This is a genomic window from Streptomyces sp. NBC_01314 (genome assembly GCF_041435215.1).
Lineage (GTDB): Bacteria > Actinomycetota > Actinomycetes > Streptomycetales > Streptomycetaceae > Streptomyces.
Genome location: NZ_CP108394.1, coordinates 7,741,069 through 7,754,474 on the forward strand (window position 1 = coordinate 7,741,069; position 13,406 = coordinate 7,754,474).

At 68.2% G+C, this 13,406-nt stretch carries 13 protein-coding genes and 2 pseudogenes; 8 read left to right on the top strand and 7 right to left on the bottom strand.

Annotated elements, in window-relative coordinates:
* Window positions 1-58 precede the first annotated feature (58 nt).
* On the top strand, window positions 59-1,360 hold the full coding sequence (locus tag OG622_RS34140; protein WP_371580473.1) for an FG-GAP repeat domain-containing protein: 1,302 nt from the start codon (window positions 59-61) through the stop codon (window positions 1,358-1,360).
* 245 nt (window positions 1,361-1,605) lie between these two features.
* Here OG622_RS34140 and OG622_RS34145 read toward each other — a convergent pair whose 3' ends face one another.
* Window positions 1,606-1,782 (bottom strand): hypothetical protein, encoded by a 177-nt coding sequence (locus tag OG622_RS34145; RefSeq protein WP_371580474.1) that lies wholly within the window; start codon window positions 1,780-1,782, stop codon window positions 1,606-1,608.
* A 1,157-nt stretch (window positions 1,783-2,939) separates the two neighbouring features.
* Here OG622_RS34145 and OG622_RS34150 point away from each other — a divergent pair.
* Both OG622_RS34150 and OG622_RS34155 read left to right on the top strand, forming a co-directional pair.
* Window positions 2,940-3,173 (top strand): type II toxin-antitoxin system VapB family antitoxin, encoded by a 234-nt coding sequence (locus tag OG622_RS34150; protein ID WP_328365024.1) that lies wholly within the window; start codon window positions 2,940-2,942, stop codon window positions 3,171-3,173.
* Window positions 3,170-3,577 (top strand): PIN domain nuclease, encoded by a 408-nt coding sequence (locus OG622_RS34155; protein WP_371580475.1) that lies wholly within the window; start codon window positions 3,170-3,172, stop codon window positions 3,575-3,577. The genes OG622_RS34150 and OG622_RS34155 overlap by 4 nt, the downstream gene beginning before the upstream one ends.
* A 123-nt stretch (window positions 3,578-3,700) precedes the next feature.
* On the opposite strand, the gene OG622_RS34160 is transcribed toward OG622_RS34155, so the two are convergent.
* The gene (locus OG622_RS34160; protein ID WP_371580476.1) at window positions 3,701-5,170 is read right to left on the bottom strand and encodes an APC family permease; all 1,470 of its coding nucleotides are present in this window, start codon (window positions 5,168-5,170) and stop codon (window positions 3,701-3,703) included.
* Between the two features lie 75 nt (window positions 5,171-5,245).
* Complete coding sequence (locus OG622_RS34165; protein WP_371580477.1) at window positions 5,246-5,980, bottom strand: FadR/GntR family transcriptional regulator; 735 nt, start codon at window positions 5,978-5,980, stop codon at window positions 5,246-5,248.
* A gap of 699 nt (window positions 5,981-6,679) precedes the next feature.
* Between OG622_RS34165 and OG622_RS34170 the strand changes: the two genes are divergently transcribed.
* Entirely contained in the window at window positions 6,680-8,134 is a 1,455-nt protein-coding gene (locus tag OG622_RS34170) for an amino acid permease (RefSeq protein ID WP_371580478.1), read from the top strand.
* Window positions 8,135-8,587: 453 nt separating this feature from the next.
* Here OG622_RS34170 and OG622_RS34175 read toward each other — a convergent pair whose 3' ends face one another.
* On the bottom strand, window positions 8,588-8,812 hold the full coding sequence (locus tag OG622_RS34175) for a hypothetical protein (RefSeq protein WP_371580480.1): 225 nt from the start codon (window positions 8,810-8,812) through the stop codon (window positions 8,588-8,590).
* A 59-nt stretch (window positions 8,813-8,871) separates the two neighbouring features.
* Here OG622_RS34175 and OG622_RS34180 point away from each other — a divergent pair, with 59 nt between their 5' ends.
* Entirely contained in the window at window positions 8,872-9,564 is a 693-nt protein-coding gene (locus tag OG622_RS34180) for a M24 family metallopeptidase (protein WP_371580481.1), read from the top strand.
* 309 nt (window positions 9,565-9,873) lie between these two features.
* Here the strand turns inward: OG622_RS34180 and OG622_RS34185 are convergent, their stop codons facing one another.
* From OG622_RS34185 to OG622_RS34195, 3 genes and pseudogenes are all read right to left on the bottom strand, one after another.
* Entirely contained in the window at window positions 9,874-10,104 is a 231-nt protein-coding gene (locus tag OG622_RS34185) for a hypothetical protein (protein WP_371580482.1), read from the bottom strand.
* Window positions 10,105-10,186: 82 nt separating this feature from the next.
* Window positions 10,187-10,639 carry a DUF5707 domain-containing protein gene (locus tag OG622_RS34190; RefSeq protein ID WP_371580483.1) on the bottom strand — a complete coding sequence of 151 codons (453 nt, stop codon included), beginning with the start codon at window positions 10,637-10,639 and terminating at the stop codon, window positions 10,187-10,189.
* 259 nt (window positions 10,640-10,898) lie between these two features.
* A pseudogene (locus tag OG622_RS34195) lies at window positions 10,899-11,075 on the bottom strand (transposase family protein); the annotation flags it as partial.
* Here OG622_RS34195 and OG622_RS34200 point away from each other — a divergent pair.
* From OG622_RS34200 to OG622_RS34210, 3 genes and pseudogenes are all read left to right on the top strand, one after another.
* Window positions 11,074-11,300: pseudogene (locus OG622_RS34200) on the top strand (NAD-dependent formate dehydrogenase); the annotation flags it as partial. The pseudogenes OG622_RS34195 and OG622_RS34200 sit on opposite strands and share 2 nt — an antisense overlap.
* 65 nt (window positions 11,301-11,365) lie before the next feature.
* On the top strand, window positions 11,366-11,851 hold the full coding sequence (locus OG622_RS34205) for a hypothetical protein (RefSeq protein ID WP_371580484.1): 486 nt from the start codon (window positions 11,366-11,368) through the stop codon (window positions 11,849-11,851).
* Window positions 11,852-12,155: 304 nt separating this feature from the next.
* Complete coding sequence (locus OG622_RS34210; protein WP_371580485.1) at window positions 12,156-13,130, top strand: enoyl-CoA hydratase/isomerase family protein; 975 nt, start codon at window positions 12,156-12,158, stop codon at window positions 13,128-13,130.
* The last annotated feature ends 276 nt before the right edge of the window (window positions 13,131-13,406 follow it).

Genomic DNA, 13,406 nt, shown 5'->3' on the forward strand with positions numbered 1-13,406 from the left:
GAAAGTAGGCTGTGCGGCCACGGTCCGGGGGCTGTGGCGTGAGCACGAGGAGGGGAACGTGTACGTGAACAAGAACGCGGTCAGGGCCAACGTGGCGATCGCCGTGTGCGCCCTCTTTATTCTCTCCGTCGTGGCCTTGCTCTCCGCGATCGGGGACGACTCGTCGGCTGCCACGGCGGACCCGGTGACCACACCCTCCGCGACAGCCCCCGTGCCCAGCGGCAGCGGCAGCCAGGTCGCCGGTGACGTCAACGGGGACGGCTACGCGGACCTGGTCTTCGCAGCGCCTGCCGTCCACCCGGGCGCCAGGCACTCTGCCTACCTCGGTGTGGTCTACGGCACCGCGCGGGGACCGGACCCGGCCGTCCGCACCATCATGGACCCCATCGGCACGCAGCTGTCCCTGGATCAGCCGCTGGGAGGGGTCCGCACCGCCGACCTCGACGGCGACGGCCATGCGGACATCCTGGCCGGCGGGTACGTCATCTGGGGCGGCCCCACCGGTCCCGGCGAGGACATTCCCTCCCCGAAGCTGGAGGGCGTACCGGGTGACTACGACGGTGACGGCCAAGTCGATCTCGCCGTGGGCGACGGCGCTGGGCTCCGCGTGCTGTACGGGCCGTTCACCCGTGAAGGGACGCCGCGCCGCACGGGTGCCACCCGCCCGAACCCGATCAGCGCGGCCGGCCTCGGTTACGACGACAGCGGCTTCTACCTCACCGCGGGCGACGCGGACGGCGACCGCGCCACCGACCTCGTCGTCACTGCCCACGGAGACGGCGAGCAGACACCGTCCGTGCTCCTGCACGGCCGGGCCGGGCCCGGTGGATTCACGGCGCGCACGCAGGCGTTGCCGACCGGCAGCTCAGTGGCGTTCGGTGACTTCGACGGCGACGGCAAGGGCGACATCGCCACCGGAGACAGCGGCGACCGCAACAACGAGCCGGAGGCCGACACCGAATCCGCGCACGGCATCGTCATCCTCACCTACGGCGGAGGCCGTCCCCCCGGGCGCGTCGAGCCGGGAGCGACCGGAAGCTATTCCACAGGTGACCTCGACCACGACGGTCGCGACGACCTTCTGATCTCCGTCCCGGGCGGCGCCAGGATCCTGTACGGCAGCGCCGACGGACTGACGACGGACGGGGCCACCACACTGCGGCGCAACGGCGGCGGCGAAGAAGTCCCCGCCTCCGAGCGGCCGGCGCGGCTCGCAGCCGTACAGGACTTCGACCAAGACGGGCGCGCTGACGTCGTACTCGACTGGTCCCGTGACGGGCTGGGTCCCTCACGGTGGTGGGTGATCGAAGGCGACAGCGACGAGGTCGCGGCCTTCACAGACGCCAAGTTCGCCGACTGAGCCGAAGAACCTGTCCCTGAACTTCCTGAGCGGCACCGCCCCGGTCGCTCACGGACCAGGCGGCCTGCCTCGCGGTATGGCCACCCGCGACGATCTCCCGGCGCTGGGCCTTGGGTGAGCCGACGCAGTTGTGCAGGTGGGGGAGGGGCGGCAGTCGGCCGGGGAGAAACGCGCCTGGATGACGGGCAGTCCGATCGCGGTGGCACGCAGGGCCCACTGCGTGCTGGCGATACCGTTCGGGCAGGTCACACGCTTGTTGTCCGCGAACTGCAGACCACGATCAGTGCCAGCCGCCCCGGGGACCAGGCAGGCTTCCCCCGTACCGGGAACAGGGCGGCGAAGTACTCGTCCCGGAATATCACCTCCAGCTCGCCCCGGACCTGGATCGTCAGACTCCCCCTGGGGAATGTGGCCTTCGCCATCCGCACCGTCTCCACCGGAATTTCCCCAGGCTCCTGCGGCCGCAGCGGCACCCGAACCCTCCCCAAACAGCAACGTCGGCCTTGAAGACCACAACCAGGTCTCGAAGGCCGACGTCACGCACAGGCCCGCATTCGCCAACAGCGTCCGAGTAGAGGGGCGGAGCCTCTGTGCGTTGGAAGGTAAATCCGCTGCGCCCGGGTTCGCTTCCAGTCTTTGGGCTGGCGCGATCGTCTCCTGACTCTTCAGCGCGATCCTGCCGGGCCTCATTGAGGCCGCGTTGAGGCCGCAAGGACAGGAACGGACTGACAAGGGCTGACTGGCCCCAACACGGATAGCCGCAGCTGACCTGCGAAAACGTCATGGATGAGCGTTGATCGACAAGGCCCGCCAAGATCCTCAAAGGGCTCATAATCCGTCGGCCGTGGGTTCGAGTCCCACCCGCCCCACTTCCGCAGGTCTCTGACCTGCGGAAACGTTCTTTTTTGGGTGCCGGGGCGTCAACTTTGCCTGAACGGACCGAATCCGCTGCTCGCGAGTTTGGTTCCGGAGCGGTCTATGGCGGCTGGAAATCCGCTGACCTGCGCGGATGAACCGACCTGGTGTTGGTGCGGGCCTCGGAGGGTGGTCGGTCTGAGGGCCGGAACGGTGAATTCGGGACGCCGGCAGGACGCGGGGGCTGCGAGGGGGCGAGGACGCCGGTTTGCTGGGTCGTCCACGGCGTGGTGCGTGAGGACATCGGTGCCCGGAAAGTGTCCGTGAAGGGTGGTCTGCGCTCCGGTCTCACGGCCGGATGCGGGTTGTTGAGGGTTGCGTCCTGTGGGGTGGTGTATAGGTTCCGCCTGATCCGGGGGGCCTCGGCGTCGGAGTCGGTGCCTGGATACGAGAACGGCCACCGGCTGATCCTCAGAGAACGACCAAGATCGTGAAGAAGACCGGTGCGGTGACCGTACCTGGCCGGTTGTCTTTGTTCACGTTGGCACAGGAACCTCGCCTCGGTGAGTCTGGACCGAGTCAGCCGTAGTGAGCGGTGCTGGTGGCGTTACGCCATGTGGGCCGCTTCGCCCCACCGCCTCCGGCAGCCGGTCCTAAGCGGTGGAGGGCTCCAATGTTGGTGATGTATCTTGATGGCATACATCATGAATGCTGGAGGTGCTCGATGTCCGTCACCCAGATTGATCTCGATGACGAGGCACTCGCCGAGGCCATGCGGCTGATGGGTGTCACGACGAAGAAGGAGACGGTCAACGCGGCCTTGCGGGACTACGTGGCCCGGATCAAGAGGCTTGAGGCCGCCGAGAAGCTGGCCGCACGCGGTGCGCGTGGTGAGTTCGAGCAGGCCGCGGCGGCGCATGACGCGGGCAAGCGTGCCCGACGCGAGGCCTTCGAGTGATCACATACCTGCTCGACACCTCCGCCCTGTGGCATCTGTTCCGCACCCCCGGAGCATTGCCGCCCTGGGAGGGACACATCGCCGCCGGGGTGTTCCATCTCTGCGAGCCGACACGCGCCGAGTTTCTCTACTCGGCAACCAGTTCCTCCCACCGGGACGAGCTCGCGGAGGAGTTGGACGCACTCTGTCACCTCTCTCCCGTTCCGAAGAGTGCCTGGCGTTGGGTCGACACCGCCCAGTACAAGCTGACCCAGCGGGGCCAGCATCGCGTGGCAGGAGCGATCGACCTGTTGGTGTGCGCGACCGCGGTTCACCACGGGTACACCGTCCTCCACGTGGACAACGACTTCGCGACGGTGGCCGAAGTGCTCAAGGAGGTTCAGCAGCGGGACGTACGAGCCTGATCTCCTGGGGCTCCGGTGGCGCCACGACTGGCTTCACCCAGCCGCGCGGCCGGAGAAGCGGCAGGGCTGCCGCGCCGATCAGTCCGGCCTCGTCGAGTCTGTGCTCTCGCCGGCCGTGAGTGCTCAGTCCGCGTCGGCCACGATGGAGCCGACGCGTTCGGCCAGAGTCGGGTCGCGTCGGACCAGGAGGGCCGCGTAGCCGACGGCGGCGAGCAGGGCGGCGACCGCCACGTAGGGGAACCAGTTGTAAGGCGCGGGCTGGCCCGGCTTGGCGAGGTAGTAGAGCGGGATCAGGATGGCCACCGTACCGAGCGCGGGCAGTACCAGGTGGCGGACCACCCGGAACTCCTGCGGCCGGTACCTGCGGTAGTACAGCGGCAGGGCGATGTTGGACGCGAGGTAGACCAGCAGGATCAGGATGGCGCCGAGAGTCGATGACTCGGTGAAGAAGACCACCGGGTTCATCGAGTCGCCGGAGGACCCCAGCAGGTGGCCCAGGGCCCAGCCGCCGATGATCAGCAGAGCGGTGGCGGTGAAGGTGATGATCGCCTTGTTCGGTGTGCGGCGGATGGGGTGCACGTAACCGAAGAAAGAGGGGAGCAGCCCCTCGCGTCCGGCGTTGAACACCAGGCGGGCCTGGGAGTTGATGCCGGCGATCAGCACGCCGAGGGTGGAGGTCAGTCCGCCGAGGTAGGCGAGGAACGCCAGCGCGCCGAGGGTGTGGTGGGCCACCTCGATGAAGGGGATCCGGGAGGCGCCGAGTCGGGTCACGTCGTAGCCGAAGCCCGTCACCGTGGAGTAGGCGAAGAGGATGTAACTCACCGTCATGATTGCGACGGAGGAGAACACCGCGCGGCCGACGTTGTGACGCGGATTCTCCGTCTCCTCGGCGAGTGCCGCCGAGTTCTCCCAGCCGATGAACAGGTACACCGCCAGCGGGAAGCCGGCCGCCAGCCCCGTGAAGCCGTCGCTGATGTGGCTGGGCAGGAACGGGTCGAAGGACAGCTCGCCGCGGTGTTCCACCAGCGCGGCGACCGAGACCACGACCAGCACCAGCATCTCCGCGCCGAAGAAGTAGCCGGCCCACTTGGTGGAGACCACCACCCCGCGCAGCATCAGCGTCACGGCCAGCCCGGTGAGCAGCAGCGTCCAGATGATCCACGGCAGGTCTACGCCGGTGTAGTGGCGCAGGGTGATCTGCACGAACCCGCCGGAGATCGAGATGACGCCGGCCATCGCGATGATGTAGCCCAGCGCCGCCAGCAGCGCCGTGGTCACCGCGCTGACCGGCCCGAAGGTCTTGCCGACGAAGGTGATGAAGCTGCCCGCCGAGGGGTGCGCCCGGGAGAACTCCGCCAGCGTGTTGCCGAGGAGCGCCACCGCGATGCCCGCGGCCAGGATGGTCAGCGGTGACGCCACTCCCGCGGTGGTGGCCAGGAAGGCGAAACCGAAGAAGAAGCTCATGGCCGGGCCGACGTTGGCCATCGTGGCGGCGGCGATGTCCGCCATGCCGAGGACGCCGCCGCGCAGCCGCTGCGGCGCGCCGCCGACGGGACCCGGCGGGGACAACGGGCCGGCTCCGGGGTTGGGCATGGCGGCAACTCCTCGTGCGGTGGCGGCGTGATGGATGCGCGGGTTCTCGACAGCCGGGCCGTCGCGGACCGGGCGTCAGCGGTGCCGGAAACGGTGGTGTGCCTTCACCGCCTGCACGGCCGGATCGGTCGCACCCCGCCCGAGTTCGGTGAGAAGTTCGGCGTGGCAGCGGTTCTGCGCCCGTACGACCGCGGGTTCCGGCGCGGGCAGCAGCAGGCACAGCCGGCCGAGCAGATCGGCGGCGAACTCACGGATTCCGGCGCCGCCGAGCGCCACCGCGAGGTCCAGGTGGAATCGGGTCTCCAGCTCGGCCAGGCGTGCCGGGTCGTCGGTCTGTTCCATCTCCTCGACCAGTGCCCGGAGCCCGTCCAGCCGTTCGGCCGGGACCTCTCCCGAACTGTGCGCCACGAGGCCGCATTCGAGCAGGAGGTGGAAGGCGTCCAGCGAAGCCGCCTCCTTGAGGTCGTGGGTGAGGGCTACGACGGTGGCCCAGTCCTGCGCGACGAAGGTTCCGCCCGCCCGTCCGCGCCGGCGGTCGAGCAGGCCCTCCTGGCACATGCCCTCCAGCGCGCGGCGCACGGTGATCTCGCCGATTCCCAGCTCCTCGGCGAGGACCCCGGCGTCCGGCAGCCGGTCTCCAGGCTGCACGGATCGCAGGCGTACCCGCAGTGCGATCCGTGACCGGACGAGATCGGATCCGCTCTGGCCCCCGCCGGGCAGGGCGCGGGCGTGTCCCACGCCGGTGACCGATGTCGTCTGGGCCGGGCCTGGCGGTTTGTAAGGCCCGAACTTGCCCGCTGCATTCGCCACGGCGCCACCCTAACGGCCTGCTGATCGCCGTCGCTGCCCACGACGGCCCTCGTGCGGTGCGCCGGGTCGGCGCCGAGGGCGAGCTCGCGCTCGGTGAGGGGGGAGGTCCGCCGGTGGTTCCGGCGACGACGCCACTGTGTGGTGCATGGGGACTCCCGAGGAGGTTCCGAATCGGCCCGGAACAGCCGGGGCACGGCATGGCGCGGTACGGGCGTCGCGACGGGAGGAGCGGGTCGCGATGCAGGAAAAATTAGAGCAAGGTGAACAGTTAAACAAGACCCTGCCGCGACCGGTCCGGGAGGCGGAGGAGGGGCAGGGGTGGCGGTCGGCTCGCCATAGCCCTGACCTGGGGATTTATGCCCCAGCGGGCCCGCCGCCGGGGTCCGTCGACGGGGCGAGAGGGGGCGGGTGCGAGGCATGCGTGCCCCGGGGAAGGCGCGTTGACGCCATGGGGTGGACGACTGGACCCCTTGTTTTATTCGATCGTTCTGAACTATTTTCCTGAACGCCGCCGGTTCGACCGGTCCAGCAGGCACCGGACCCGGAGGCCACGGTCCACCATGCCCTCCCACCGACCGTGATCGCCACCAGCACCGTTACCCGGCACCCCGCACACCCCGCCCGGCGGCATCCACGCGGCGACCCCGCCCGATCCCGCCGGCACCTTCCCTCGTCCCCACCTGCCTCCTGGATGTCGAGATGACTACACAAGCCCCGCGTCCCGCCCCCGATCCGGTGACCACCACCGAGAGCGCCTCAGAAGGATCCGGCCTGCAAGCCGGACTGAAGAACCGTCACCTGTCGATGATCGCGATCGGTGGTGTCATCGGTGCCGGCCTGTTCGTCGGCTCCGGATCGGGCATCGCCGCCGCCGGTCCCGGCATCCTGATCTCCTACCTGCTCGTCGGCACCCTCGTCGTCCTCGTCATGCGGATGCTCGGTGAGATGGCCGCGGCCAACCCCACCTCCGGCTCGTTCTCCGCCTACGCGGACCGTGCGCTGGGTCGCTGGGCCGGCTTCACCATCGGCTGGCTGTACTGGTTCTTCTGGGTCGTGGTGCTCGCCGTCGAGGCGACCGCCGGCGCCAAGATCCTGGCCGGATGGATCCCTGCGGTCCCGCAGTGGGGCTGGGCCCTGCTCGTCATGGTCGTCCTCACCGCCACCAACCTCGTCTCCGTCGGCTCCTACGGCGAGTTCGAGTTCTGGTTCGCCGGTATCAAGGTCGTCGCCATCGCCGCGTTCATCGTGATCGGTGGACTCGCGATCTTCGGCCTGCTGCCCGGCTCGGACCACCCGGCATCCGGCTTCTCCAACCTGACCGAGCACGGCGGGTTCCTGCCCAACGGGCCGGGGGCGATTCTCACCGGCATCCTGATGGTGGTCTTCTCCTTCATGGGCAGCGAGATCGTCACCCTGGCCGCCGGTGAGACCGAGGACCCGCAGGCCGCGGTCACCAAGGCCACCAACAGCGTGATCTGGCGGATCGCGGTGTTCTACCTGGGCTCGATCCTGGTCGTGGTGTCGCTGCTGCGCTGGGACGACCCGGCGATCCTCAAGGACGGCTCGTACGTCGCCGCGCTGAACTCCGTCGGCATCCCGCACGCCGGCGAGATCATGAACGCCATCGTGCTCACCTCCGTGCTGTCCTGTCTCAACTCCGGCCTCTACACCGCGTCCCGGATGGCGTTCTCGCTCGGCCGTCGCAGCGACGCCCCGGCCGCCTTCGCCCGCACCAGCGGGCGCGGAGTCCCGCATGCGGCCATCCTGGCCTCGGTGGTCTTCGGCTTTGTCGCCGTCGCCTTCAACTACCTCTGGCCGGACACGGTTTTCCAGTTCCTACTGAACTCCTCCGGCGCGATAGCCCTCTTCGTCTGGCTGGTGATCTGCTTCTCCCAGCTGCGGATGCGTAAGATCATCCAGCGGGAGTCGCCGGACAAGCTGGTCGTCAGGATGTGGCTCTACCCGTATCTGACCTGGGTCACCATCGCGATGATCACGTTCGTTCTGGTCTACATGCTGACCGACACCGCCGACGGCGGCGGCCGCGACCAGGTCGTCCTGTCCACCTTGGTGGCCGGGGCCGTGGTGGCCTTCGCGCTGGTCCGCGAGCGGCTGGCACGCAACGCCCGGCAGGGCAAGGTCATCTCTTCGTAGCAGCCAGGGCCCGTTGTACGGCCGTCCCGACCCGCCGGTGACGCGGCCCTCCCGCCGCGTCACTGGCTTCACGGCCGTACCCGTCATGTCGGGCCGGTATGTCCCGCGGGGGCGGGCCGGTACTCCAGTCGGGCCGCGGTCGGGATGGTCGTCGCGTGGCTCGGGACGCGGGTGTGGTGGCACCTGGTCTTCGTTTCCGCAGACCGGCGGGCATCCGGTGTCGAGCCGGGCCACTGTGGGCCGCTGCTGCCGAACTCGGCGACATCGAGTTCGCCGGTAACGGCCCGGAATCGTCACCTCATGGTGGACACCTGCGCGTAGCTCCCTCGGCGGACAACGGCACCCGCCGCAGAGCCTGCGCGGGCGGAGCCTCTGCGCGGTGGAAGGAGATCCGCTGTGCCATGTTTCGACGAGTCGCGAAGAACAGGCGGTCGTCGTCGATGTCCTTGACGATCAGGACCCGGCTGGACGGCACCCTGACACATCGACCGTGCACAGGCTCATGGCGTGCGGTTCCGGCCGGCCCGCAGCGCCGGCTGCGAGGATCCATTCGCCGATCGCGGACAACGGGTTGTCCGGGAGGCCGTGCTCCTGGAAACGGCCGTCACCCACGTTCGCGAAGACCGGAACCGAGCTGAGCTTGTCGCGCATCGTCTCGGGCACGTGCAGCACACCCATCTCTCCCCGTGGCTGTTCTCGGTTGCCGAGAAACGATCTGGCAGCCTACCTTCGGGCCCATGGCGGACGACGAACGCACGCGCGCGGCCCGACTGCTGGACGCCCAGGCCAAGGCCGAACAACTCTTCACGGAGATCGAGAAGCGCGGGCTCGTCGCGCCGGGTGAGGGGGAGCGGGCGGTCAGCGACCGCGTCCGGGACCTGGCGAACGAGCTGTTCGGCACGACCCGGCACTGGCACAAGCGGATCGTCCGCTCCGGACCCAACACGCTGAAGCCCTACCGGGAGAATCCACCGGACCGGGTCATGGGCGCGGACGACATCGTGTTCGCCGACCTCGGGCCGATCTTCGCGGAGTACGAGGCCGACTTCGGCCGGACGTTCGTGCTGGGCGACGACCCGGTCAAGCACCGGCTGCGCGACGACCTGCCGAAGGTCTTCGAGGCCGGCCGCCGCATCTTCGAAGCCGACCCGGACATCACCGGCGCACGGCTGTACGCCGAGGTCGAGCGGCTCGCGAAGGAAGCCGGGTGGGAGCTGGGCGGCTGGCACGCCGGGCACCTGGTGGGAGAGTTCCCGCACGAGTGGATCGACGGCGCGGACACGGAGTCGTACATCGCCCCCGCCAACGACACCCCACTGCGGCGCACCGACAAGGCAGGGCGCTCCTGCCACTGGATCCTGGAGATCCATCTCATCGACCAGGAACGGGAGTTCGGAGGCTTCTACGAGGAACTGCTCACCCTCGGCTGATCCGTCACCCTGGCTCCGTCAAGGGCCGGCCGCCCCCCGGTCCTGGGCCAGCGGGAGCTCTGACTTGCCCTCAGCAGGCGCGCGGCCTGCCCAGTGAGTGGTGTGCATCGTGAATTCGCAGGTCACGGGTCTGGTGTGTAGTCAACTCCGATTCCCACGCCGTAAATGAAGAGTGCGACGACTCCCACGCCTTCAAAAAGATGGGCAGCACTGCGCCCCCGGCATCTCGCGTCGACTGCGAGCGTCACCGCTCCCGCCCGGCGCGTTGGAGAAGGACGAGCAGCACGTGGTGCAGTCCCGGAGTGGTGATCACTCGATGTGTCCGGTGTCGGGGTCCACCTGCGAGAGGAACTCCCGGATGACCTCCTCGAGATGGTCCGTGGTGGACTGCGCCGGAGGGCGGGTGCTGAACCCGAACCCGTACTGGGGGTCGGGCCCGGTCAGCCAGGCGAAGTTGTAGGAGCCCGGCCTGCCGTCCGGCTGGCTGACCTCGAACTCGTCACCGTCGACCGACATCCGCCACGGCTCGTTCTCCGGCATCACGACCTGCTTTCCTTCAGCCCTGGAAAGGAGAGCGCACGTGGCCCCAACCGCGCGCGCCACAATCACATGCGCGTGTGGATCACACCACGGTGAAGTCGGTCGCCTTGGGGTCCAGCGTCGTGTCGCCGTCCTTGGCTGTGGCCAGGACGGCGACGTGCCACAGGCCACGCGGGGACCCGTCGGCTTCGGCGCGGGTGACGGTTACCTTGTAGGTGCAGCGCACGGTGTCCTCACCGGACGGCTTGCAGACGGCCGACTCCACGGCGGCCATGTCCTTGGCGGTCAGCCCCTTCTGCGCGAAGGGCGAGCTCGCCGGCCACGCCAGGACCTTCACGCTCTTGACGCCGGAGGACGCCGTGACGTCAGTGGTGAAGGTGAACGAGCCACCGCGGTCGCCGTCGGGGGCCGTGTAGCGGGCCGTGCTGTGCGACAGCACCGGAGGCTGTTCCCCGGCGTAGGCGAGAGCGAAGGCACCGGCACCTCCGAGGGCGATGACACCGGCAGCCACGGAGAAAACGATACGACGCGACATAAGAAAATTCCCCTAACAGACTCAGCTGGATCACACCGGCGCTCTCGGCTGCGCCGTTGCGCCAATTCTGATCGCGCAGCCAGCACCAGGTATGAGCGCACGTACTCAACTCCAGCCTGAGTAAGACCTGTTGTCTGTGCAGTTGCGCGGCTATTGAGCGCGGTGCATCGTGAAAACCGCACGTCAGTCGGCCTGGTGTGCGTAGGCGTGGGGAGGCTCGGGCAGGTCCGGGGCGGTAGTCCACCGACAAGATCATCCGTCAGCGGGCGACTTCCCGGTTCGTCAGCACCAGCAGGGCCCGGACCAGCGCGGTCGCCCACCTCGGATTCGTGCGGACCTTGCCGAGGACGCGCCAGTTCTTCAGATGGGCGAAGCCGTGCTCGACCGGGGCCCGCACTGCGGCCAATGCCTTGTTGGACAGCTTCTGGCCACGGGTCGACTTCACCCCGGGTCACCTGCTCGGCAGCGTCTCCGGTGAACTCGGCCTGCGCGCCTTCCTGGAGAAGGCCGGGCACACCCTCGTCGTCACCTCGGACAAGGACGGCGACGGCTCCGTCTTCGACCGGGAGCTGGCCGACGCGGACGTGGTGATCTCGCAGCGTTCTGGCCCGCGTACCTGACCCCCGAGCGCATCGCCGCCGCGAAGAACCTCAAGCTTGCCGCGAGGTAGCGGCAGCAGCCCTCGATGACGCCGCTGGCGATCGGCCGGCCCAGGGTGAGGGCGATGTGGTAGTTCAGGTAGGGCTGATTGGCCTTCAGGTAGGCGGCGGCGCGTTCCGGTCCGGGGGCGGCGCGGTCCTGTTCGGTGCGGGCGCGCTGGTAGGCGTGCAGGTCGGCGACCACGCGCGGGGCGTGGTCCTCCAGCAGGTCGCGGGCTGTGGCCTGAACGAAGGCGGCACGGGCGGGCTGGGCGGGGTGCAGGTCCTCGGCGGCCTTCCACAGGTATTCGAGCACGTGCACGAGTCGACGATGATGTCGATGTCCACGCCGCGTCCGGCGGCTTCTCTTTCCAGGCATTCCAGCTGGTGGTTGGCGCCGTCGACCAGCACGATCCAGCGGCGGTCGTGCGTCGGGTCGCGCCTTTCGGCCTGGTCGAACAGCATGGTGACCATGGCGGCGGTGGAGTGCTCCGGGGAGGCGTCGATCCGGCGGCCTGCGGCGCGCGGTGGGCGGCCTGCTGCTGGCGCCGTCCGTAAAGGTCCCTTTGCTTGAAAGCTTCATGGCTGCTGCCGCCGGAGCCCTCGTGCTACCTGCGTTCCGAACTTCGCCATCTCCGTGACGGATACGATGACCGATTCGCTTGCAGCTCGCTGTCCCTAGAGTCGGGCCTGGTCAGCGCACTCGCGCGCACCGCGGGAGACTCCATGGCGACCGCGGTCATCGAAACCCGAAGCAAGGACCGGACCGCCGGGCCGGCACGCCTCCTGCGCACAGAATGCGTCGCCGTCTCCAGGAGGAGCGTGACCCGCGCGAGCGCCGGAAACCGTCGACCACAGCCAACTCACCGGAGGACCATATGGACACGTCGCGAAGTAGCCCGCAGCCCGCAGGACACATTGCGGTCGAGGGCCACGCCGGGGTGCTTGTCGCTCGTATCGACGGAGGCCCGCATGCGTTGTTCGATCCCGAGATCACCAAGCAGCTGAAAGAACTCGTCGATCGTGCAGACCGCGATCCGGACATTCGCGCGGTCGTCTTCACCGGTACGCATCCGGACCGCTTCCTGAGCCACTCTGATGTGCGCTGGCTACAACAAGGTGGCACTGGATTCCCGCCGATCAACACGCGCATCGCCAAGCTCGTAGCGCGCACGGCGAGGCTCATCAACAGGGTGCCGGTTGTCAGAACGCTCGCGGGGATGACCCGGCTCAAGACACTTCTGCAGCTCGACAGCTTCCATGCCACCTTCCTGAAGATGAATGCAAGCGGCACCATCTTCGTCGCGGCACTCAACGGTTCGGCACTTGCCGTCGGCGCGGAACTGGCATTTGCCTGCGATCTGCGCATCATGGCAGACGGGGAGTATGTCATCGGCCTGACAGAAGTCCTGCTCGCACTGACACCGGGTGGCGGCGGCTCTCAGCGACTGCCTCGTCTGATCGGTAGGCAGCAGACGTTGGTCGCCGTTCTCGAAGGCAGGCCGTTCACGCCTGCAGAGGCTCTCTCGCTCGGTGCGGTCGACGAAGTGGTGCCACAGGAAAAGGTCCTCGCACGGTCGATCGAGCGCGCAGAGTATCTGAGCCTGCGCTCGAAGAAATCTCTCGGAGCCATCAAGCGATCCATCTACTTCGGCAGCTCCCTGTCGCTCGAGAACGGCTTGCAGCTCGAGCACGCCGAGTTCCTGGTCAGAGATCAATCGAAGGAAGCTCAGAGGCGGATGCTTGAATACATCGCCGCCACGGACGCCACTGGCGAGCTCCCTCTGCTGAATCGTGAGACGTACGCGCGAGCACTCGCCGCCGGGCGAATCGGAGGTAGCCCGAGCGAGTAGACAGGGTCGATGTGGTGACCTCGTCCTGATCGGCGGTTCATCGCCTCAAGGCCGTTGCTGACGCCAGTGTCGGGACACATGCGGAACGGTGCGACGGGCCGAACAGCCGACGCGTGTCGAGGCGGCGATGACGGCGAAGCCGTACGAAATGTGGAGCGCCGCCGCCGTTGACAGCAGGTTGTCTCCAGTGGAGGTAACGGTGGAGATGTCGATGGAGACCACGGGGCGGCTGTTGAACGTCGCCGGTACCTGCCGACTACGGCATGCGAGTCAGTC